The 20,833-nt window shown below is 59.8% G+C and carries 19 protein-coding genes; 8 read left to right on the top strand and 11 right to left on the bottom strand.

Annotation, left to right across the window (positions count from 1 at the left end; all coding sequences use genetic code 11):
- The first annotated feature begins 58 nt into the window (after window positions 1-58).
- Window positions 59-667: a GGDEF domain-containing protein gene (locus tag J3D54_RS25035; RefSeq protein WP_253424065.1), complete on the top strand. Its 609-nt coding sequence runs from the start codon at window positions 59-61 to the stop codon at window positions 665-667.
- A gap of 17 nt (window positions 668-684) precedes the next feature.
- Here J3D54_RS25035 and J3D54_RS25030 read toward each other — a convergent pair whose 3' ends face one another.
- The gene (locus J3D54_RS25030) at window positions 685-1,110 is read right to left on the bottom strand and encodes a VOC family protein (protein ID WP_253424062.1); all 426 of its coding nucleotides are present in this window, start codon (window positions 1,108-1,110) and stop codon (window positions 685-687) included.
- Window positions 1,111-1,223: 113 nt separating this feature from the next.
- On the opposite strand from J3D54_RS25030, the gene J3D54_RS25025 reads away from it, so the two are divergent.
- The gene (locus J3D54_RS25025; protein ID WP_253424059.1) at window positions 1,224-2,090 is read left to right on the top strand and encodes a LysR family transcriptional regulator; all 867 of its coding nucleotides are present in this window, start codon (window positions 1,224-1,226) and stop codon (window positions 2,088-2,090) included.
- Window positions 2,091-2,270: 180 nt separating this feature from the next.
- On the opposite strand, the gene fabI is transcribed toward J3D54_RS25025, so the two are convergent.
- The 8 genes from fabI to gloB form a co-directional block, all read right to left on the bottom strand.
- Complete coding sequence (fabI, locus tag J3D54_RS25020; RefSeq protein ID WP_253424056.1) at window positions 2,271-3,065, bottom strand: enoyl-ACP reductase FabI; 795 nt, start codon at window positions 3,063-3,065, stop codon at window positions 2,271-2,273.
- 22 nt (window positions 3,066-3,087) lie between these two features.
- A complete protein-coding gene (locus J3D54_RS25015; protein ID WP_253424053.1) occupies window positions 3,088-4,698 on the bottom strand; it encodes an ABC transporter ATP-binding protein in 1,611 nt (536 codons plus the stop codon).
- Window position 4,699: 1 nt separating this feature from the next.
- The gene (locus J3D54_RS25010; protein ID WP_007906755.1) at window positions 4,700-5,719 is read right to left on the bottom strand and encodes an ABC transporter permease; all 1,020 of its coding nucleotides are present in this window, start codon (window positions 5,717-5,719) and stop codon (window positions 4,700-4,702) included.
- 1 nt (window position 5,720) lies between these two features.
- On the bottom strand, window positions 5,721-6,794 hold the full coding sequence (locus J3D54_RS25005; RefSeq protein WP_253424050.1) for a microcin C ABC transporter permease YejB: 1,074 nt from the start codon (window positions 6,792-6,794) through the stop codon (window positions 5,721-5,723).
- Between the two features lie 4 nt (window positions 6,795-6,798).
- A complete protein-coding gene (locus J3D54_RS25000) occupies window positions 6,799-8,640 on the bottom strand; it encodes an extracellular solute-binding protein (protein WP_253424048.1) in 1,842 nt (613 codons plus the stop codon).
- On the bottom strand, window positions 8,637-10,469 hold the full coding sequence (locus J3D54_RS24995) for an extracellular solute-binding protein (RefSeq protein WP_253424045.1): 1,833 nt from the start codon (window positions 10,467-10,469) through the stop codon (window positions 8,637-8,639). The genes J3D54_RS25000 and J3D54_RS24995 overlap by 4 nt, the downstream gene beginning before the upstream one ends.
- 320 nt (window positions 10,470-10,789) lie before the next feature.
- Complete coding sequence (locus J3D54_RS24990; RefSeq protein WP_253424042.1) at window positions 10,790-12,244, bottom strand: transglycosylase SLT domain-containing protein; 1,455 nt, start codon at window positions 12,242-12,244, stop codon at window positions 10,790-10,792.
- Window positions 12,245-12,343: 99 nt separating this feature from the next.
- The gene (gloB, locus tag J3D54_RS24985; protein WP_253424039.1) at window positions 12,344-13,111 is read right to left on the bottom strand and encodes a hydroxyacylglutathione hydrolase; all 768 of its coding nucleotides are present in this window, start codon (window positions 13,109-13,111) and stop codon (window positions 12,344-12,346) included.
- Window positions 13,112-13,176: 65 nt separating this feature from the next.
- Here gloB and J3D54_RS24980 point away from each other — a divergent pair, with 65 nt between their 5' ends.
- The 5 genes from J3D54_RS24980 (at window position 13,177) to J3D54_RS24960 (ending at window position 18,655) form a co-directional block, all read left to right on the top strand.
- Entirely contained in the window at window positions 13,177-13,935 is a 759-nt protein-coding gene (locus tag J3D54_RS24980; protein WP_253424036.1) for a methyltransferase domain-containing protein, read from the top strand.
- 76 nt (window positions 13,936-14,011) lie between these two features.
- The gene (gene rnhA / locus J3D54_RS24975) at window positions 14,012-14,464 is read left to right on the top strand and encodes a ribonuclease HI (protein WP_003180633.1); all 453 of its coding nucleotides are present in this window, start codon (window positions 14,012-14,014) and stop codon (window positions 14,462-14,464) included.
- Window positions 14,465-14,673: 209 nt separating this feature from the next.
- Window positions 14,674-15,432: a DNA polymerase III subunit epsilon gene (gene dnaQ, locus J3D54_RS24970; protein ID WP_253424033.1), complete on the top strand. Its 759-nt coding sequence runs from the start codon at window positions 14,674-14,676 to the stop codon at window positions 15,430-15,432.
- Between the two features lie 338 nt (window positions 15,433-15,770).
- The gene (locus tag J3D54_RS24965; RefSeq protein ID WP_253424030.1) at window positions 15,771-18,026 is read left to right on the top strand and encodes an Orn/Lys/Arg decarboxylase N-terminal domain-containing protein; all 2,256 of its coding nucleotides are present in this window, start codon (window positions 15,771-15,773) and stop codon (window positions 18,024-18,026) included.
- A 14-nt stretch (window positions 18,027-18,040) separates the two neighbouring features.
- On the top strand, window positions 18,041-18,655 hold the full coding sequence (locus J3D54_RS24960) for a GNAT family N-acetyltransferase (RefSeq protein ID WP_253424027.1): 615 nt from the start codon (window positions 18,041-18,043) through the stop codon (window positions 18,653-18,655).
- Here J3D54_RS24960 and J3D54_RS24955 read toward each other — a convergent pair.
- A complete protein-coding gene (locus J3D54_RS24955; RefSeq protein WP_253424025.1) occupies window positions 18,621-19,514 on the bottom strand; it encodes a LysR substrate-binding domain-containing protein in 894 nt (297 codons plus the stop codon). The genes J3D54_RS24960 and J3D54_RS24955 overlap by 35 nt on opposite strands.
- 88 nt (window positions 19,515-19,602) lie before the next feature.
- Window positions 19,603-19,839 carry a hypothetical protein gene (locus tag J3D54_RS24950; protein ID WP_018929617.1) on the bottom strand — a complete coding sequence of 79 codons (237 nt, stop codon included), beginning with the start codon at window positions 19,837-19,839 and terminating at the stop codon, window positions 19,603-19,605.
- 184 nt (window positions 19,840-20,023) lie between these two features.
- Between J3D54_RS24950 and J3D54_RS24945 the strand changes: the two genes are divergently transcribed.
- The gene (locus J3D54_RS24945) at window positions 20,024-20,584 is read left to right on the top strand and encodes an NADPH-dependent FMN reductase (protein ID WP_253424022.1); all 561 of its coding nucleotides are present in this window, start codon (window positions 20,024-20,026) and stop codon (window positions 20,582-20,584) included.
- The last annotated feature ends 249 nt before the right edge of the window (window positions 20,585-20,833 follow it).

Raw genomic sequence — 20,833 nt, 5'->3', positions numbered from 1 at the left:
AGGGAGTCAAACCGGGTAAGAACGACTCTAACGTTCATATCCATCAAGGGAGTGAGTAATGCTAACCCCAGACAAACCGCCCAAACCCGGCGCTGGCACGCCGAACGTCCTCGACAGCGCCGTGCAGGATCGCGATGTACTGCGTGACCTGGCGCGCAAGGCCGAGCAAGCACTGATGGGCGTACAGATGGCGAGCATGGATGAGTTGACGCTGCTGTCCAATCGTCATGGCTTCGAGGCTCTGGCCCAATTGGCGCTGGAGGCCTGTCGGCAGTTGGGCCAACCTGCGACCCTGCTGTTTTTCGATCTTGATGACTTCAAGCGCATCAACCGGTTGTATGGGCGTGCCGAGGGCGACAACGCCCTGAAAACCTTCGCCGATGTGCTGCGCATCGCTTTCCGTGAAAGCGATGTGATCGGTCGGTTGGGCAGCGATGAGTTTGCCGCTTTGTTGACCGGCGCCAACGCGGTGGAGATTGCCGCGATCAGGGCGCGGCTCGAAGAAATACTCGATGAGCGCAATGCCACGGTGCATCGTGGCTATGACATTCGCTTCAGTGTCGGGCAGATCGAGGTTGATGTTCAGCTACCCCAAACGGCGCAAGACCTGCTGGCTCTGGCCGATAAGGCGTTGCGCGCCCGACAGTTCGAGGCTCGTCATTCTTGAAGGGCGCCGTTGGCTGATCATCGGGCGAACAGCTGATCGATATTTTTGAACGCCTTGAACTCCAAGGCATTGCCGCAGGGATCGAAGAGAAACATCGTGGCCTGTTCGCCCACCAATCCCTGAAAGCGGATACCCGGCTCGATCACGAAGCGTGTACCCAGGCCTTTCAAGCGTTCGGCCAGCGCCTCCCATTGTTCCATCCCCAATACCACGCCGAAATGCGGCACCGGTACGTCGTGGCCATCCACGGCGTTGGTATGGGCGGCTTCCTGGGAAGCGTTTTTTGGAGCCAGATGAATCACCAGTTGATGGCCGAAAAAGTTGAAATCGACCCAGTGATCGCTGGAACGACCTTCTTCCAGGCCGAACACCTCGCCATAGAAACGCCGGCTAGCGGGCAGATCGTAAACCGGGATGGCCAAATGAAAAGGGGACAGTTGCATCGGATGTGCCTCGACGGGTTGAGCGTTGAGGCTGAGTTTAGTCCTGTGCTTTTTGATTGAAAGACGATAATTTTTGCAGCGAGCTCAAATTATTTCGATCAATTGGAGGCTGTATGCTGCGGGAATTGAAAACTTTCATTGCCGTGACGCGCCATGGCACGTTCGCTGCGGCGGGCATGCACATCGGCCTGACTCAGTCGGCGGTCAGCGCGCAGATCCGCAATCTGGAGCAGGCGTTGGGCATACGTCTGTTCGATCGCACTGGACGTCAGGCGCTCCTCAATGTGGCGGGGCAGCGAGCGTTGCCTATGGCTCAGGAAATGCTCGAGATCTTCAGCCGCATGGCCGTCAGTGATGACATCAGCGAGTTTCGTGGTGAATTGAAAATCGGCGCGGTGGCCACGGTCCAGACCGGGCTGCTGCCTCAGGCATTGTTGCGGTTGAGGCAGCAGGCGCCGTTACTGGAGCCGAAACTGGTGCCGGGTGTGTCGTTGAATCTGCTGAGTCAGGTCGATACCGCAGAGGTGGACCTGGCGATCCTGATCAAGCCGCCGTTCGAGCTGCCCAAGGAGCTATCGGCACAGGTTATTCGCCGGGAACCGTTTGTGTTGATCGTGCCGATGGACGTTGAAGGCGATGACCCGTTGCAGATCCTCGCGAGCCACCCGCATGTGCGCTACGACCGCAACTCGTTTGGTGGACGCTTGGTGACGCGGTTTTTGCGTGAACAGCAGATTGATGTGCAAGTAGCACTGGAGCTCGACGAACTGGAAGCGATCGTGAAGATGGTTGAGTGCGGACTCGGCGTTTCACTGCTGCCCGAGGCAGGGTTGTGGCTGGAGCATGGGGCGAAGGTCAGGATTATCCCGTTGGGCGAGTTGACGTTCTACCGGGAGATCGTACTGTTGCAGCGTTATAGCCAGCGTACACAGCCAATCCAGCAGTTGTTTGCCCGGTGTTTGACACAAATTGACGGCTAAACGCTAACCCCTGTGGGAGCGGGCTTGCCCGCGATAGCGGTGTATCAGTCAACCTCCATTTTGAAAGTTAATCCGTCATCGCGGGCAAGCCCGCTCCCACAGGGGATTAGGTCTGGCCTTGAATTCCGAGCATAAAAAAACCCGCCTGAAGAGGCGGGTTTTTTAACGGCTAACCGAAGATCACTCTTCGATATTGCCCATGGCGGTGGTGTTGAAACCACCGTCGACATACATGATTTCACCGCTGATGCCGGACGCCAGGTCCGAGCACAGGAAGGCGCCGGCGTTGCCGACTTCCTCGATGGTGACGTTACGACGCAGTGGAGTTTGCGCTTCGTTGACGGCCAGCATTTTACGGAAGTTCTTGATGCCGGAAGCGGCGAGGGTGCGGATCGGGCCGGCCGATACGCAGTTGACGCGAGTACCGTCCGGGCCCAGGGAGCCGGCCAGGTAACGTACGCCAGCTTCCAGGGAAGCCTTGGCCATGCCCATTACGTTGTAGTTCGGCATGGTGCGCTCGGCGCCCAGGTACGACAGGGTCAGCAGGCTGCCATTGCGGCCTTTCATCATTTCGCGACCAGCCTTGGCCAGGGCTACGAAGCTGTAGGCGCTGATGTCGTGAGCGATGCGGAAACCTTCACGGGTGGTGGCTTCGGTGAAGTCGCCGTCCAGTTGGTCGCCCGGAGCGAAGCCGACGGAGTGCACGATGCAGTCCAGGCCGTCCCACTTCTTGCTCAGCTCTTCGAAGACCTTGGCGATTTCGGCATCGCTGGCCACGTCGCACGGGAAGCACAGCTCAGGGCTCGAACCCCAGCCTTGTGCGAACTCTTCGACACGACCCTTGAGTTTGTCGTTCTGATAAGTGAAGGCAAGCTCAGCGCCCTCGCGATGCATGGCGGCAGCGATGCCGGATGCGATGGACAGCTTGCTGGCGACACCGACGATCAGTACGCGCTTACCGGCGAGAAAACCCATGTGTTGCTCCTCTCTTTCAGGTTTATTGCGCAGTGGCTGGAGCCAGAAAAGCGGCTTCCAGCAACTGCTGTGTATACGGATGTTGGGGGGCGGCAAAGATACTTTGCGCGTCTCCCTGTTCGACCACTTGGCCATGCTTGACCACCATCAGCTGGTGGCTGAGCGCTTTGACGACAGCCAGGTCATGGCTGATAAACAGATACGTCAGGTTGTACTTGGTTTGCAGTGAACGTAGCAGCTCCACCACTTGGCGTTGCACGGTGCGGTCGAGGGCCGAAGTCGGCTCGTCCAGCAGAATCAACGCCGGTTTTAGCACTAAAGCCCGGGCAATGGCGATTCTCTGCCGCTGCCCACCGGAAAATTCATGGGGGTAGCGGTGCCGGGTTTCCGGGTCCAGACCTACCTCCTTGAGTGCCGCAATAATCGCTTGTTCCTGCTCGGCCTCGGTGCCCATCTTGTGGATCCGCAGGCCTTCGCCGACGATCTGGCTCACACACATCCGTGGGCTCAGGCTGCCGAAGGGGTCCTGAAACACCACCTGCATTTCCCGCCGCAGCGGCCGAACCTGTTGTTGCGTCAGGCAGTCTAGCTGCTTGCCTTCAAAACGGATCGTACCTTTGCTGCCGATCAGCCGCAAAATCGCCAAACCGAGCGTCGACTTGCCGGAACCGCTTTCTCCTACAATCCCCAGGGTCTGACCCTGGGGCAGGCTGAAATTGATGCCGTCCACCGCTTTGATGTGGTCGACGGTCTTTTTCAGAAAGCCTTTCTTGATCGGGAACCAGACTTTCAGGTCCTCGACCTGCAGCAATGGCGGGCCAATCCGATTGGTCGCCGGCTTGCCGCTGGGCTCCGCTGCCAGCAGTTCCCGGGTATACGGATGCTGCGGCGCGCGGAACAATTCTTCGCACGATGCCTGTTCGACGATGCAACCGCGCTGCATGACACATACGCGATGCGCAATTCTTCGAACGAGGTTCAAATCGTGACTGATCAGTAACAACGCCATGCCCAGGCGGGCCTGTAATTCCTTGAGCAATTCGAGGATTTTCAGCTGAACGGTCACGTCCAGCGCGGTGGTCGGTTCGTCGGCGATCAGCAGTTCCGGTTCGTTGGCCAGGGCCATGGCGATCATCACCCGCTGGCGCTGGCCACCGGACAATTCGTGGGGCAGGGCCTTGAGGCGCTTCTCGGGTTCCGGGATGCCGACCATCTCCAGCAGTTCCAGCGTGCGCTTGGTCGCGACTTTGCCGATCAGGCCCTTGTGGATGCCCAATACCTCGTTGATCTGCTTCTCGATCGAGTGCAGCGGATTGAGCGAGGTCATCGGCTCTTGAAAAATCATCGCAATCCGGTTGCCGCGGATGTGGCGAATGGTTTTCTCTTTCAGCTCCAGCAGGTTCCGGTCGGAATAGGTGATGGTGCCGGACGGATGCCGGGCCAGCGGGTAGGGCAGCAGCCGCAGGATCGAGTGGGCGGTCACCGATTTGCCGGAGCCGCTTTCACCCACCAGCGCCAGGGTTTCGCCACGCTTGATGTCGAAGCTGACGCCTTCGACCACCCGTTGAACGTGCTCGCCAACGACAAATTCGACGGCCAGGTCGCGCACTTCGATCAGATTGTCCTGATTCATTTCACTTCCTCGGGTCGAAGGCATCGCGAGCGGACTCGCCGATGAACACCAGCAAACTCAACATCAATGCCAGCACCGCAAACGCGCTCATGCCGAGCCACGGTGCTTGCAGGTTGGATTTGCCCTGCGCCACCAGTTCACCCAGGGACGGCGCGCCTGGCGGCAAACCGAAGCCCAGGAAGTCGAGAGCGGTCAACGTGCCGATGGCGCCGGTCAGGATGAACGGCATGAAGGTCATGGTCGAGACCATGGCGTTGGGCAAAATGTGGCGGAACATGATCGCACCATTCTGCATGCCGAGCGCCCGGGCCGCGCGCACGTATTCCAGATTTCGCCCGCGCAGGAACTCGGCGCGCACCACATCCACCAGGCTCATCCACGAGAACAGCAACATGATCCCCAGCAGCCACCAGAAGTTCGGCTGCACGAAACTGGCGAGGATGATCAACAGATACAGCACCGGCAGCCCGGACCAGATCTCCAGGAAACGCTGCCCGGCCAGGTCGACCCAGCCGCCATAGAAACCCTGCAAGGCGCCGGCGATCACACCGATGATCGAGCTGAGGATGGTCAGCGTCAGAGCGAACAGCACCGAAATCCGGAAACCGTAAATCACCCGGGCCAGCACATCACGGCCCTGGTCGTCGGTGCCCAGCAGGTTGTCGGCGGACGGTGGTGCGGGAGCCGGGACTTTCAGGTCGTAGTTGATGCTCTGGTAGCTGTAGGGGATCGGCGCCCATACGACCCAGGCGTCCTTGGCCTTGAGCAATTCGCGGATGTACGGGCTCTTGTAGTTCGCTTCCAGCGGGAATTCGCCGCCGAACGCGGTTTCCGGATAGCGCTTGAGCGCCGGGAAATACCAGGCGTTGTCGTAATGCACCACCAACGGTTTGTCGTTGGCGATCAGTTCGGCACCGAGGCTTGCGCCGAACAGAATCAGAAACAGCCACAACGACCACCAGCCACGTTTGTTGGCCTTGAACAGTTCGAAACGTCGGCGATTGAGAGGGGACAGGTTCATCTCAATGCTCCCGGCTTTCGAAGTCGATGCGCGGATCGACAAGGGTGTACGTGAGGTCGCCGATCAGCTTCACCACCAACCCCAGCAGAGTGAAGATGAACAGCGTGCCGAAGACGATCGGGTAATCACGGTTGATCGCCGCTTCGAAGCTCATCAGGCCGAGGCCGTCGAGGGAGAAGATCACTTCCACCAGCAACGAGCCGGTGAAGAAGATGCCGATGAGCGCTGAAGGGAAACCGGCGATCACCAACAGCATGGCGTTGCGAAACACATGGCCGTAGAGCACACGGTGACGGGTCAGGCCCTTGGCTTTGGCGGTGACCACGTATTGCTTGTTGATTTCGTCGAGGAAGCTGTTTTTGGTCAGCAGCGTCATGGTCGCGAAGTGGCCGATCACCAGGGCGGTGACCGGCAGTGCCAGGTGCCAGAAATAATCGAGGATCTTGCCGCCGATGCTGAGCTCATCAAAGTTGTTCGAGGTCAGGCCCCGTAGCGGGAACCAGTCGAAATAGCTGCCGCCGGCGAACACCACAATCAGCAGGATGGCGAACAGGAACGCCGGGATCGCGTAGCCGACAATGATCGCCGAACTGGTCCACACATCGAAGTGGCTACCGTGTCGCGTCGCCTTGGCGATCCCCAGCGGGATCGACACCAGGTACATGATCAGCGTGCTCCACAGCCCGAGGGAGATCGACACCGGCATCTTTTCCTTGATCAGGTCGATGACCTTGGCGTCGCGGAAGAAGCTGTCGCCGAAATCCAGGGTGGCGTAGTTCTTGATCATGATCCACAAGCGTTCCGGCGCCGATTTGTCGAAGCCGTACATGTGCTCGATTTCCTTGACCAGCGCCGGGTCCAGGCCTTGCGCCCCACGATAGGCCGAGCCGGCCACCGACACTTCGGCTCCGCCGCCGGCAATGCGGCTGGTGGCGCCTTCGAAGCCTTCGAGCTTGGCGATCATCTGTTCCACTGGCCCACCGGGGGCAGCCTGGATGATCAAAAAGTTGATCAGCAGAATGCCGAGCAGGGTCGGGATGATCAGCAGCAGTCGCCGAAAAATATACGCCAGCATCTGATTACTCCGTGCCCGCAGGGTCAGCTTGCAGTTTGGTTTCGACTTCTATCGCAGGTGTCGCGTCGGGCTTGACCCACCAGGTGTTGATGCCGATGTCATACTTGGGCGAAACCTTCGGGTGACCGATGTGGTTCCAGTACGCCACGCGCCAGGTCTTGATGTGCCAGTTGGGGATCACGTAATAGCCCCATTGCAGCACCCGGTCCAGCGCTCGGGCGTGGGCCACCAGGCTTTTGCGCGAATCGGCGTTGATCAGTTGCTCGACCAGTTGGTCCACCACCGGGTCTTTCAGGCCCATGGAGTTGCGACTGCCGGGTTTGTCGGCGGCGGCGGTCATCCAGAACTCACGCTGTTCGTTACCCGGCGAGTTGGATTGCGGGAAGCTGCCGACGATCATGTCGAAGTCCCGGGAGCGTACGCGGTTGATGTATTGCGAGACGTCGACTCGACGGATCACCAGGTCGATGCCCAGATCGCTGAGGTTGCGCTTGAACGGCAGCAGTACCCGTTCGAACTCGGTCTGGGCCAGCAGGAATTCGAGGGTCACCGGTTTGCCGTTGGCGTCGACCATTTTGTCGTCGACGATCCGCCAGCCGGCCTCTTGCAGCAGTTGATAGGCTTTGCGTTGCTGGGTGCGGATCATGCCACTGGCGTCGGTCAGCGGGTTCTGGAACGCCTCGCTGAATACTTGCTCGGGAATCTTGCCGCGGAACGGGTCGAGGATCGCCAGTTGATCGGCGTCCGGCAAACCGGTGGCGGCCATTTCCGAGTTTTCGAAGTAACTGCGGGTGCGCACGTAGGCGCCGTTGAACAGTTGCTTGTTGGTCCATTCGAAGTCCAGCAACAGGGTCAGCGCCTGCCGCACGCGCACATCCTGGAACACCGGACGGCGCAGGTTGAACACGAAGCCTTGCATGCCGGTGGGGTTGCCGTTGGGGATCTCTTCCTTGATCAGTCGACCTTCGGTCACCGCCGGGATGTTATAGGCCTTGGCCCAGTTTTTCGCGGCCATTTCCAGCCAGTAGTCGAACTGACCGGCCTTGAGCGCCTCCAGTGCGACGGTGTTGTCGCGGTAATAGTCAGTGGTCATCACGTCGAAGTTGTAGAACCCGCGATTGACCGGCAGGTCCTTGCCCCAATAGTCCTTGACCCGTTCATATCGCACGGAGCGCCCGGCCTTCACTTCGGTGACTTTGTACGGGCCGCTGCCCAGCGGCAGCTCGAGGTTGCCCTTGTTGAAGTCGCGGCTGGCCCACCAATGCTTGGGCAGTACCGGCAGCTGGCCGAGAATCAGCGGCAGTTCGCGGTTATTGTTGTGCTTGAACTTGAACAGCACGGTGAGCGGGTTTTCGGCGATCGCTTCTTCCACGTCGCTGTAATAGCCGCGGTAGAGCGGGGCACCGTCCTTGATCAGGGTCTGGAAGCTGAACACCACGTCTTCGGCACGCACGGGGTGGCCATCGTGGAAGCGTGCTTCGGGGCGCAGGTAGAAACGCACCCAGGTGTTGTCCGGGGCTTTTTCGATTTTGCCGGCGATCAAGCCATATTGAGTGAACGGCTCATCGAGACCCTGTTTGGTCAGGGTGTCGTAGATCATGCCGATGTCGTCGGCCGGCACGCCTTTGCTGATGAATGGATTAAGGCTGTCGAAGCCACCGAACCCGGCCTGACGAAAGATCCCGCCCTTGGGCGCGTCGGGGTTTACGTAATCGAAGTGTTTGAAGTCGGCCGGGTATTTCGGCGGCTCGTTGTACAGGGTCAGGGCATGTTGTGGGGCGGCGCAGGCCAGCCCGGCGAACAACAGACCGCTGGCCTGCAAGAGCAGGGCGCGTACGAGGTTCATTGATCTTTCTCCGAAGATTTCAGCCACCACGCGCTCAGGCCCAGGGTGTAGGGCGGCGTGGTGACGAAGGCGAACCGGTTGCGGTAGGCCAAACGGTGATAATTGAGGTACCAGTTGGGAATGATGTAGTGCTGCCATAGCAGCACCCGGTCCAGCGCCCTGCCAGCGGCGACTTGTTCATCCCGGGTCTTGGCGCCGAGCAGTTGTTCGAGCAAATGGTCGACCACGGGGTCGGCGATGCCTGCGTAGTTTTTGCTGCCCTTGATCCCGACCTGGCTGGAGTGGAAGTACTGCCATTGCTCCAGGCCCGGACTGAGGGTCTGGTTGAGGGTCATCAGGATCATGTCGAAATCGAATTGATCGAGGCGCTGTTTGTACTGGGCGCGATCGACCGTGCGCAGCCGTGCGTCGATGCCGATGCTGGCGAGGTTCTCGACGTAAGGCTGAAGGATCCGTTCCAGGTTCGGGTTGACCAGCAGGATCTCGAAGCGTAACGGTTGGCCGATGCTGTTCTGTAGCCGCTGGCCATTGAGCTTCCAGCCGGCTTCGGCGAGCAGGCTCAAGGCCTTGCGCAGGGTTTCCCGGGGAATGCCGCGGCCTTCGGTCTGCGGCAGGCTGAACGGCTCGGTGAGCAGCTTGGCGGGCAACTGATCGCGATAGGGCTTGAGCAACAGCCACTCGCGACCGACCGGCAGTCCGGTGGCAGAGAACTCGCTGTTGGGGTAATAACTCATGGCGCGTGTGTAGGCGCCGCTGAACAGCGCGCGGTTGGTCCACTCGAAATCGAACATCAGCCCCAGCGCTTCACGGACCTTGATCTCGGCGAAGGTCGGCCGCCGAGTGTTCATGAACAGGCCCTGACTCTGGGTCGGGATCTGGTGCGGGATCTGCGCCTTGATCACCTCGCCACGGCGCACGGCCGGGAAGTCGTAGCCATTGTCCCAGTTCTTCGCCTGATGCTCGATGTAGATGTCGAACTCGCCGGCCTTGAACGCTTCGAAGGCCACGTCGCTGTCACGGTAGAACTCGACTTCCATACGATCGACGTTGTACTTGCCGCGATTGACCGGCAAATCCTTGCCCCAGTAATCCTTGACCCGTTCGAAGACGATCTGCCGCCCGGGGGTTACCGAGGTGATGCGATACGGCCCGCTGCCCAATGGCGGCTCGAAGGTGGTGGCCTTGAAGTCGCGATCTTTCCAGTAATGCTGGGGCAACACCGGCAACTCGCCCAGGCGCAGGATCAGCAACGGATTACCGGAGCGTTTGAAGACGAAACGAATGCGCTGCGGGTTGAGGATGTCGACCCGCGACACCTCCTGAAGGTTGGTGCGGTATTGCGGATGACCTTCCTTGAGCAGCAGACGATAAGAAAACGCGACATCGTAGGCGGTGATTGGCGTGCCATCGTGGAAACGCGCTTCGGGGCGCAGGTTGAACACCACCCAGCTGCGGTCCTCGCTGTATTCCACCGATTGGGCGATCAGGCCATAACTGGACGTCGGCTCATCGCCGGACGGCGCGTATTGGCCGGTGCCGACCATCAGCGGTTCGTTGAGTTCGTTGATGCCGTATTGCAGGAAATTCGCCGTGGAAACCGGACTCGAACCTTTGAGGGTGTAAGGATTGAGCGTATCGAAGGTGCCAAACGCCATCACCCGCAACGTACCGCCCTTGGGCGCTTGCGGGTTGACCCAGTCAAAGTGGGTAAATCTGGCCGGGTACTTGAGCGTGCCGAACTGCGCATAACCGTGGCTTTCGCTGATCGTCGCGCTTGCTGGGGAGCTCAAGGCCAGGCTGATCAGGAGCAGGAGGAGGGGACGCTTCAAGTCAGAGATCCGATCCAGGCGGCTTGGGCTTTGTGGGCCGTACAGTAACAGCTTGTATCGACAGGAAAAAGACGGGGGCTTAATGCGTTGTTAATTGTGAGGTGATGGTCTGGCGGATCGCAGAATCTGTGGAGAGGGAGCTTGCTGTGGCGAGGGGGCTTGCCCCCCGTTCGGCTGCGTAGCAGTCGTAAATCCTGCCGATGCGGTAGAAAATGCCGGGGCCGCTTCGCGCCCCAACGGGGGCAAGCCCCCTCGCCACAGCAAGCCCCTCGCCACAGCAAGCTCCCTCCCCACAAAAGCCCCTCGACGGGGCGTGCTGTTTAATGTGGCGAAGCAACCGTCAGCATCTGCCCCGGCTTCAGCGCCTGGCCAACCCGAGGGTTCCAGCGCTTGAGGTGTTGCATTTCGACATTGAAGCGCTTGGCAACCATGTACAACGAGTCGCCTTGCTGGACCTTGTACTGGGTTTGCGGCTTATGTTTGTCTGCCTTGCTGCCGGTTTTGCTGTTCGCCGCCACCACGGTGTTGACGCGCCCGGAACTGCGCTTGGTGGCGACTTGCATCACCAGGGTCTGGCCGACCTTGAGGTTCTTGCCGTTCAGCTTGTTCCAGCGTTGCAGGTCCTTGACGTCGACCTTGTTGGCCTTGGCAATGGAGGCGAGATTTTCGCCGCGTTTGACCCGGTAAGCGCGCTTGATGCTGGCGATTTCGCTGTCGTCGGCACCTTCGAACACGGGCTTGAGTGGCCGCTGGCTGATCAGCTCCTCAGGACGCATGGTCGACAGGCTGGCGGTCAGCAGTTGCGCCTTGGACGTCGGCACCAGCAGATGCTGGGGGCCGTCGATGGTGGTGCGTTGCTTGAAGGCCGGGTTGAGCTGGAACAGCTCGTCTTCGTCGATATTGGCCACCGCGGCAACCTTGGACAGGTCCATGCGCTGGTTGATTTCGACGACCTGGAAGTACGGTTCGTTGGCGATCGTCTTGAGGTTCACGCCATAGGCTTCAGGCGCCAGAACCACTTGCGACAAGGCCAGCAGCTTCGGCACGTAGGCCTGGGTTTCCGCTGGCAGCGGCAGGTTCCAGTAGTCGGTTGGAAGACCGAGCTTCTCATTGCGCTCGATCGCCCGGCTGACTGTGCCTTCGCCGGCGTTGTAGGCCGCCAGGGCCAGCAGCCAGTCACCGTTGAACATGTCGTGCAGGCGGGTCAGGTAATCCATGGCCGCGGTGGTTGAGGCGGTGATATCGCGACGGCCATCATAGAAACGGGTTTGACGCAGGTTGAAGTAACGCCCGGTGGAAGGAATGAATTGCCAAAGACCCACCGCATCGGCCCGGGAATAGGCCATCGGGTTGTAGGCGCTTTCAATCACCGGCAACAGCGCCAGTTCCAGCGGCATGTTGCGCTCTTCAAGGCGTTCGACGATGTAGTGAATATAGAGGCTGCCGCGTTCGCCGGCGTTTTCGAGGAAGGACGGGTTACTGGCGAACCACAGGCGTTGTTGCTCGATGCGCGGGTTGACACCCAGGTTGTCCTGCAACTGGAAGCCCTGGCGCATGCGCTCCCAGACGTCCTGGGGAACTTGCGGTGTTGGTTTTTCGCTGAGCCAGATCGGTTTTTGCTTGGCTCGCGCGGCGATATTCGGTGTGTGTGTCGCGTCAGTCTGTGGCACATGGCTTGAACAGCCCGCCAAAGTCGCGGACACAGCCACCGCGATGGCTTGAGCCAAGCGGGTCAATGCGTCTGAATTGATGGCTTTACGAATAGGTGACGACATTGGCTGGAAGTAAGTTCCGGGCGAAAATGTCGGGCGATTCTAGAAAGCACACCCTCTGCGGTCAACCATTCAGAATTTTTGTACCACCGCGCAGGCTGCTTAGAACGTATCTTTCCAAGCTCGCAATGCAGCAAAGACCGCACTCGGCGCCCGGTTTTCGGTTCCATTCCGTTCGTCCACTTTTTCTTTAACGGATGTTTCGCCGGTACGCAAAAACGGATTGGTGAGTTTTTCCAGCGCCAGGGTCGAAGGTAGCGTCATGATTCCGGCTTCCCGTTGACGGGTCACTTTGGCCAGACGTTCAAGGGTGTCGGGGTTGCCCGGTTCGACCGCCACGGCAAACTTCAGATTGCTCAGGGTGTATTCGTGGGTGCAGTAGACCAGCGTGTCTTCGGGAAGCGCCGCGAGGCGGCTCAGCGAGTGATGCATTTGCTCGGGTGTACCTTCGAACAAGCGTCCGCAACCGGCGGCGAACAGGGTGTCGCCGCAAAATAAATGACCGTGGTGATAGTAGGCAATGTGCCCGAGGGTATGGCCCGGTACTTTGATGACATCGAAGTCCCAGCCCAGCACGTTGATACGGTCGTTGTCCTTGAGGGCCACGTCCCGTGCCGGGATGGTCTCGCTGGCCGGGCCGTAGACGGTCGCGTCTGTCGCTTTTTTCAGCCGCTCGACGCCGCCGACATGGTCATGATGGTGATGAGTGATCAGAATATCGCTTAACACCCAACCCGGGTGCGCCGCGAGCCATGCCTGTACTGGCGCGGCATCGCCCGGATCGACCACGGCGCAGCGCCGGGTGCTGTGATCTTGTAACAACCAGATGTAGTTGTCGGTGAAGGCGGGCAGGGCACTGATCTGTATCATCGTCGGATTCGCCAAGCGGAAAACATTGGCGCATCTTAGAGCTTCCTGGCGCGTTGGAGAATGCAATGACCGATAAAGCGTTCGCTCAGGCTGATCCTGACTGGCTGGCATTGATCAGCGCGGCCCGTGATTGGCTGTCCGGCCCCATCGGGCAATTTTTGCTGGACGAAGAACGACGCATGCTCGAAGACGAGTTGGGGCGCTTCTTCGGTGGCTATCTGGTGCATTACGGCCCTTCGGCGCAGACGCCACCGTCGGCGCCGCAGGTGCAGCGAAATGTGCGACTCGGTGCGCCGTTGCCGGGGGTCGAGATCGTCTGTGAAGAGCAGGCCTGGCCCTTGAGCGAGCATGCTGCCGATGTGGTGGTGTTGCAGCATGGGCTGGATTTCTGCTTGTCGCCCCACGGCCTGCTGCGCGAAGCCGCGAGCAGCGTGCGCCCCGGCGGGCATCTGCTGATTATCGGGATTAACCCCTGGAGCAGTTGGGGCCTGCGTCATGTGTTCGCCCATGACGCCTTGCGCAGGGCGCGCTGCATTTCGCCGTCGCGGGTCAGCGACTGGCTGAACCTGCTGGGCTTTGCGCTGGAGAAACGCCGCTTCGGGTGCTATCGTCCGCCGCTTGCGTCACCTGCCTGGCAGGCCCGTCTGGCCGGTTGGGAGCGCAAGGCCGGTGACTGGCAATTGTCGGGTGGCGGCTTCTATTTATTGGTCGCGCGCAAGATCGTGGTGGGGCTGCGGCCAGTGCGTCAAGTACGGCGCGAACCGATGGGCAAGCTGATTCCGTTGCCGATGGCCAAGGTCAACCGTCGTCACATCGAACCGTAATACACTTTTTTATATTCCCGGCCGGGTATCGTCGGTCACCGATCGGCGAGCCAGCGCATTTTCTGGATAGATTGGCATGAGCGATAGCGTAGAACTCTTCACCGATGGCGCCTGCAAGGGCAATCCTGGCCCAGGCGGCTGGGGCGCGTTGCTGGTATGCAAGGGCGTTGAAAAAGAACTCTGGGGCGGCGAAGCCAACACCACCAACAACCGTATGGAATTGATGGGCGCAATCCGCGGCCTGGAAGAACTCAAGCGTTCCTGCGACGTATTGCTGGTGACCGACTCCCAGTACGTGATGAAAGGCATCAACGAGTGGATGGCCAACTGGAAGAAACGCGGCTGGAAAACCGCAGCGAAAGAGCCGGTGAAAAACGCCGACCTGTGGAAACTGCTCGACGAGCAGGTCAACCGCCACAACGTCACCTGGAAATGGGTGCGCGGGCACATCGGCCATCATGGCAACGAGCGTGCCGACCAACTGGCCAACCGTGGCGTGGATGAAGTGCGCGGGTACAAACAGGCCTGATTCCGGCATGGCGCCGTGACGCGGCTAATCGCGAGCAGGCTCGCTCCCACGTTTGATCTCCATTGAACACAAACTCAGTGTGCGCTTCCCGATTCCATGTGGGAGTGAGCCTGCTCGCGATTGGCACCGCACGGTGTATCTGAAAGAGCCCCGCGAGCGTGTTAACATCGCCGCTTTTGCACGATTGACCCGTTGAGAGCTGAGCACTGATGGCCACCAGATCCGTTGTACTCGATACCGAAACCACCGGCATGCCGGTGACCGACGGCCACCGGATTATCGAAATCGGTTGTGTCGAGTTGCTCGGTCGACGCCTGACCGGCCGGCATTTCCACGTTTACCTGCAACCGGATCGCGAGAGTGATGAAGGCGCCATCGGCGTCCACGGCATCACTAATGAATTCCTGGTGGGCAAGCCGCGTTTCACTGAAGTGGCCGATGAATTTTTCGACTTCATCAAGGGCGCGCAGCTGATCATCCATAACGCGGCGTTCGACGTTGGCTTCATCAACAACGAATTTGCCCTGATGGGTCAGCACGATCGCGCGGACATCACGCAACACTGCACGATCCTCGACACGCTGATCATGGCCCGGGAACGTCACCCGGGGCAGCGCAACAGCCTCGACGCCTTGTGCAAACGCTATGGCGTCGACAACTCCGGCCGTGAACTGCACGGCGCCTTGCTCGACTCCGAGATTCTCGCCGACGTTTACCTGACCATGACCGGCGGCCAGACCAGCCTGTCGCTGGCCGGTAACGCGTCCGATGGCAACGGTTCGGGCGAAGGCGCGGATAATTCCGCCACGGAAATCCGGCGTCTGCCGGCCGATCGTCAGCCGACCCGGATCATCCGCGCCAGTGAAGAGGATCTGGCCCAGCACGTTGCGCGCCTTGAAGCCATCGCCAAATCCGCCGGCGCGCCGTCGCTGTGGCAGCAACTGGCCGAGGCCAAGGCTCAGGCCTGATCTTGATGGGCTTTTGTGGCGAGGGGGCTTGCCCCCGTTGGGTCGCGAAGCGGCCCTGGCAGTTTTTCAGAACACCGCATCTACAGGATTTACGACTGCTGCGCAGCCGAACGGGGCGATGCGGCGTTCCGACAAGCCCCCTCGCCACAACTGCCTGTAAAAATCTCAATCACAGAAATTCCCTCTACCCGTAGCCCATTCCTCATCTAGGCTGTCAGGCCACATATTGGTGCGTCAGCCGACCCGCCACGGGGCATCCCCCTCGCCACATGCGCTCCAACCCTCTACCCTGAGGTTATTGGCAGGCTACGGTCTGCCGCCTCAGGACGCCGAGCCTCATGTATAAAGATTTGAAATTCCCGGTCCTGATCGTCCACCGCGACATCAAGGCCGACACCGTTGCCGGTGATCGTGTGCGTGGCATTGCCCGGGAACTGGAGCAGGAAGGCTTCAGTATCGTTTCGGCAGTCGATTACACCGAAGGGCGTCTGGTCGCCTCGACCCATCACGGTCTTGCCTGCATGTTGATTGCCGCCGAAGACGCCAGCGCCCACGCGCATCTTCTACATAACATGGCCGAGCTGATTCGCCTGGCACGGGTTCGGGCGCCGGACCTGCCGATCTTCGCCCTGGGCGAGCAAGTCACCCTGGAAAACGCCCCGGCCGACGCCATGGCCGAGCTCAATCAGCTGCGCGGCATTCTCTATTTGTTCGAAGACACCGTGCCATTCCTTGCCCGTCAGGTTGCCCGTGCGGCGCGCAAGTACCTGGACGGCCTGTTGCCACCGTTCTTCAAGGCGCTGGTGCAGCACACCGCCGACTCCAATTATTCCTGGCACACGCCCGGGCATGGCGGCGGCGTGGCGTATCACAAAAGCCCGGTGGGGCAGGCGTTTCATCAGTTTTTCGGGGAAAACACCCTGCGTTCGGATTTGTCGGTGTCGGTGCCGGAGCTCGGTTCGCTGCTCGATCACACGGGGCCCTTGGCCGAGGCGGAAGCGCGAGCGGCACGCAACTTCGGCGCCGATCACACCTTTTTCGTGATCAATGGCACCTCGACCGCCAACAAGATTGTCTGGCATTCCATGGTGGCCCGCGATGATCTGGTGTTGGTGGATCGCAACTGCCACAAGTCGGTGTTGCACGCGATCATCATGACTGGCGCGATCCCGCTGTACTTGTGCCCGGAGCGTAATGAGCTGGGGATCATCGGCCCGATTCCGTTGAGTGAGTTCAGCCGCGAATCGATCCAGGCCAAGATCGACGCGAGCCCGCTGACCCAGGGCCGCGAACCCAAGGTCAAGTTGGCGGTGGTGACCAACTCGACTTACGACGGCCTCTGTTACAACGCCGAACTGATCAAACAGAGCCTGGGTAACAGCGTCGAGGTGCTGCATTTCGACGAGGCCTGGTTCGCTTACGCGGCATTCCACGAGTTCTTCGCCGGCCGTTATGGCATGGGCACGTCCCGCAGCGAAGACAGCCCCTTGGTGTTCACTACCCACTCCACGCACAAACTGCTGGCGGCGTTCAGCCAGGCGTCGATGATTCATGTGCAGGACGGCGGTGCGCGGCAGCTGGATCGCGACCGTTTCAACGAAGCGTTCATGATGCACATCTCGACGTCGCCGCAGTACAGCATCATCGCCTCGCTGGACGTGGCCTCGGCAATGATGGAAGGGCCGACCGGTCGTTCGCTGTTACAGGAAATGTTCGACGAGGCCCTGAGCTTTCGCCGGGCGCTGGCCAATCTGCGCCAGCATATCGCCGCCGATGACTGGTGGTTTTCCATCTGGCAGCCGCCCTTGGCGGAAGCGATCGAGCAGGTGGTCAGCGAAGACTGGTTGCTGCAACCCGACGCCGATTGGCACGGCTTTGGCGGCGTGACCGACGACTACGTGCTGCTCGATCCGATCAAGGTCACGCTGGTGATGCCGGGGCTGACGGCGGGCGGCGCGCTGAGTGCACGGGGGATTCCGGCGGCGGTGGTGAGCAAGTTCCTCTGGGAGCGCGGACTGGTCGTGGAAAAGACCGGACTGTATTCGTTCCTGGTGCTGTTCTCAATGGGCATTACCAAGGGCAAATGGAGCACGCTGCTGACCGAGTTGCTGGAGTTCAAACGCAGTTACGATGCCAACGTCAGCCTGGCCAGCTGCCTGCCGTGCGTGGCGCAACAGAACATTGCCCGTTATCAAGGCATGGGGTTGCGCGATCTGTGCGATCAATTGCACGCCTGTTATCGCAGCAACGCCACGGCCAAACACCTCAAACGCATGTACACCGTGCTGCCGGAAGTCGCGATGAAGCCGGCCGACGCCTATGATCATTTGGTGCGCGGGGAAGTGGAGGCTGTTTCGATCGATGCTCTGGACGGGCGGATCGCGGCCGTGATGCTGGTGCCATACCCGCCGGGGATCCCGTTGATCATGCCCGGCGAACGTTTCACCGAATCGACCCGCTCGATCATCGATTACCTGAAGTTCGCCCGGGCGTTCGACAGCAGCTTCCCCGGGTTTGTCGCCGATGTGCATGGCTTGCAACATGAAGACGAGGGCAATGGACGGCACTACACCGTCGATTGCATCAAGGAATGAGGACCTTTGCGAGTATGCAACCCGTCATGAATCCCAAATACCCAGGCCTCGCGGTGCGTGTCGCCGATGAGGGGTTTGCGGCTTATATCTGGGGCAGTGATTTCAGCTTTGAAGTTGCCGCCTATGGTGCCGCGCAAATCGGTAAGCCGGTGGCACAGTGGCCGGTGACGCCAATCACCCCGTATCGCAAGTGCTACGGTATCGATCCCGAGGAATTCAGCAGTTTTCGCAACGCCGCCGACAGTGAGATTTTCATGGCTTATCTGGACGACGAGCCGGTGGGCCACCTGGTGGTCAGCACCAACTGGAACGGCTTCGCCCATATCGATGAGTTGGCGGTGCACGCGCCGGCGCGTCGCCATGGCGTGGCCAAGGCGTTGCTGGATGTAGCACAGTTCTGGAGTCGCAAGAAAAAGCTGCCGGGCATCATGCTGGAAACCCAGAACAATAATCTGGGGGCCTGCCGGCTGTATGAACGTTGTGGCTACGTGGTTGGCGGGATCGATCATCTGCGTTATCGCGGGATCGACCCGAACACTGCCGAAGTCGCATTGTTCTGGTATCGATTGTTCGATAACCCGCTGGAAAATCCGATCAGCTCGCCAGCATCGCCAAAGCTTGTTCCGTGATGATGTCCAGCAGCGTCTGAATCGCCGAACAGGGTTCGGCGTTTTTCAGGCGCAAGGCATAGACGCTGATCGGTACCGCAGGCGCCAGCGGGCAGGCATCAAGCCCAGCCGATTTGGCGCCGAGGGCGGTAAACGGGTCGACAATCGCCAGGCCTTCACCGGCCTCGACCATGCTGCGCATCATTTGGTGTGTCTGCACCCGGGTCTGGATGACTGGGGCTGGGCGCAGCGCATGCAGCTTGTTGTCCAGCGCCGGGCTGAGCGGGTCGTGACCTTCCAGGCCGACCATCGACTGGCCGGCCAGGTCTTGCAGCGAGATGTACTTTTGTTTCGGTTGCAGCCAGCCATGGGGTGCCAATAGCTGGAGCTTGCCCTGGGCGATGACCTGGCAATCGATATCGGCGTGGTCCGGGTCGTGCAGGCTCAGGCCCAGATCGCTTTCGCGCAGCAGCAGGCTTCTGACAATCTCGCGGGTCGGTTGGCTCAGGAGGGTGCAAGGTGCATCAGGGAGGCGTCGGCGCAGAGCCGCGATGCTGTGCGGCAACAGCTGTTGCGCCAATGGCGGGGTGCAGATGATTCGCAGGGGCGGGGCCAGATATTGCTTGAGGCTGCTGGCCAATCGCTGGACCGGCTCAAGGGCTTCGTAGACGCGGGCGATCTCGACCTGCAATTCCCGCGCCTCGCGCGTGGCTTGCAGACGGCCACGCACGCTGGCAAACAGCATGAAACCCAACTGATCCTCGGCATCGCGCAGCGTGCGCTCAACCTCGGTCACGGGCAACTGCAACCATTCGGCGGCGGTGCCCAGGTGACCGGTCTGCAGGAGCGCCTGGATTACTTCGATATGACGTAAACGCATGCGTGAAGTCCATGTTCAGCAGGTGAGGGAGTCAGTGACTGAATCCTAACTCAAGTGCGCGCATATGACTTCTGCTCATAACAGCGGGTTATGAAGCGACGTTCGTTTCTGGTTCGCGAATAAGGGTGACGCCGGTTTGCACCAGCACAAACGCGTTATCGTCGAGTTTGTTGACCCGGTCGCCAATGGCCAGTTTATAGGTGGTGACAGGCGCAGAGCCGGCGAGGCCGTCGTGCGACAGGGTGGATTCCTGGAACTCATGCACGGAATAAACACGGCCTTCCGCGTCTCTTGCATGGAACTGACCGACGAGTACTGCTGCCATCTGCTTAGAACCTCTGGAGATAAATCACTCAATTTGCGGTTCTGTAGACCGTGGTTGGGCGAAGTAAGTTTTCCTACAGGAAAAAAATAGTCAGGGGCGGCGATTTTCCGTCGCCCGCTGGTTGAATCGTCATTTGATCATCTATAACTAGAAGCTCTTTCCATCGAACAGTCGAGTATCTTCCATGAGCAACGTCTATGAGATCGCCGTTCTGGTCGGCAGCCTGAGAAAAGCATCGATCAACCGCAAGGTCGCGCTGGCGCTGGCCGAGCTGGCACCTGCCAATCTGAAGCTGACAATCGTCGAAATCGGCGATTTGCCCCTGTACAACGAAGACATCGATGGCGATTCACCGCCGGCAGCCTACAGCACTTTCCGACAACAGGTGCGTTCATCCGACGCGGTGCTGTTTGTGACCCCGGAATACAACCGCTCGGTACCGGCGCCGTTGAAAAATGCGATTGACGTCGGTTCGCGTCCTTATGGCCAGAGTGTCTGGGACGGCAAGCCGGGTGCGGTGATCAGTGCTTCGCCGGGCGCCGTCGGCGGATTTGGCGCCAACCACAATGTGCGCCAGTCCATGGTGTTTCTCAATGTGCCGTGCATGCAGCAGCCGGAAGCCTACCTGGGCGGAGCCGGCTCAGCGTTCGATGAGGCGGGCAAATTGTCGGAATCGCTCAAACCGTTCCTGCAGAAATTCATCGATGCGTATGCGCAGTGGGTCGAGCAGCATAAAAAACCATGATCCTGTGAGGTTTTGACTAACCCCTGTGGCAAACCACAATCCCTGTGGGAGCGGGCTTGCCCGCGAAGAATGCACCGCGGTTTTTCAGGTACTGCGCGTCATCGTTCTTCGCGGGCAAGTCGGATCGCCGCACCGCACGCTGCCACAGGTTCTGCGTCTTGAACCCACCATAGAACCTTCACTTTACGGTCTAATCAAACCTCCCTATATTCCGCGCTTCGTTTTTTGTCGGGCTGGATCCGCGTCTAT

The sequence above is a fragment of the Pseudomonas sp. GGS8 genome, assembly GCF_024168645.1.
Taxonomy (GTDB): Bacteria; Pseudomonadota; Gammaproteobacteria; order Pseudomonadales; family Pseudomonadaceae; genus Aquipseudomonas.
This window is presented reverse-complemented; position numbering and strand designations above follow the sequence as displayed.

Coding starts and splice junctions, on each gene's coding strand:
- J3D54_RS25035 (WP_253424065.1), top strand. CDS start 59: ATGCTAACCCCAGACAAACCGCCCAAACCCGGCGCTGGCACGCCGAAC.
- J3D54_RS25030 (WP_253424062.1), bottom strand. CDS start 1,110: ATGCAACTGTCCCCTTTTCATTTGGCCATCCCGGTTTACGATCTGCCC.
- J3D54_RS25025 (WP_253424059.1), top strand. CDS start 1,224: ATGCTGCGGGAATTGAAAACTTTCATTGCCGTGACGCGCCATGGCACG.
- fabI (WP_253424056.1), bottom strand. CDS start 3,065: ATGGGTTTTCTCGCCGGTAAGCGCGTACTGATCGTCGGTGTCGCCAGC.
- J3D54_RS25015 (WP_253424053.1), bottom strand. CDS start 4,698: ATGAATCAGGACAATCTGATCGAAGTGCGCGACCTGGCCGTCGAATTT.
- J3D54_RS25010 (WP_007906755.1), bottom strand. CDS start 5,719: ATGAACCTGTCCCCTCTCAATCGCCGACGTTTCGAACTGTTCAAGGCC.
- J3D54_RS25005 (WP_253424050.1), bottom strand. CDS start 6,794: ATGCTGGCGTATATTTTTCGGCGACTGCTGCTGATCATCCCGACCCTG.
- J3D54_RS25000 (WP_253424048.1), bottom strand. CDS start 8,640: ATGAACCTCGTACGCGCCCTGCTCTTGCAGGCCAGCGGTCTGTTGTTC.
- J3D54_RS24990 (WP_253424042.1), bottom strand. CDS start 12,244: ATGTCGTCACCTATTCGTAAAGCCATCAATTCAGACGCATTGACCCGC.
- gloB (WP_253424039.1), bottom strand. CDS start 13,111: ATGATACAGATCAGTGCCCTGCCCGCCTTCACCGACAACTACATCTGG.
- J3D54_RS24980 (WP_253424036.1), top strand. CDS start 13,177: ATGACCGATAAAGCGTTCGCTCAGGCTGATCCTGACTGGCTGGCATTG.
- rnhA (WP_003180633.1), top strand. CDS start 14,012: ATGAGCGATAGCGTAGAACTCTTCACCGATGGCGCCTGCAAGGGCAAT.
- dnaQ (WP_253424033.1), top strand. CDS start 14,674: ATGGCCACCAGATCCGTTGTACTCGATACCGAAACCACCGGCATGCCG.
- J3D54_RS24965 (WP_253424030.1), top strand. CDS start 15,771: ATGTATAAAGATTTGAAATTCCCGGTCCTGATCGTCCACCGCGACATC.
- J3D54_RS24960 (WP_253424027.1), top strand. CDS start 18,041: ATGCAACCCGTCATGAATCCCAAATACCCAGGCCTCGCGGTGCGTGTC.
- J3D54_RS24955 (WP_253424025.1), bottom strand. CDS start 19,514: ATGCGTTTACGTCATATCGAAGTAATCCAGGCGCTCCTGCAGACCGGT.
- J3D54_RS24950 (WP_018929617.1), bottom strand. CDS start 19,839: ATGGCAGCAGTACTCGTCGGTCAGTTCCATGCAAGAGACGCGGAAGGC.
- J3D54_RS24945 (WP_253424022.1), top strand. CDS start 20,024: ATGAGCAACGTCTATGAGATCGCCGTTCTGGTCGGCAGCCTGAGAAAA.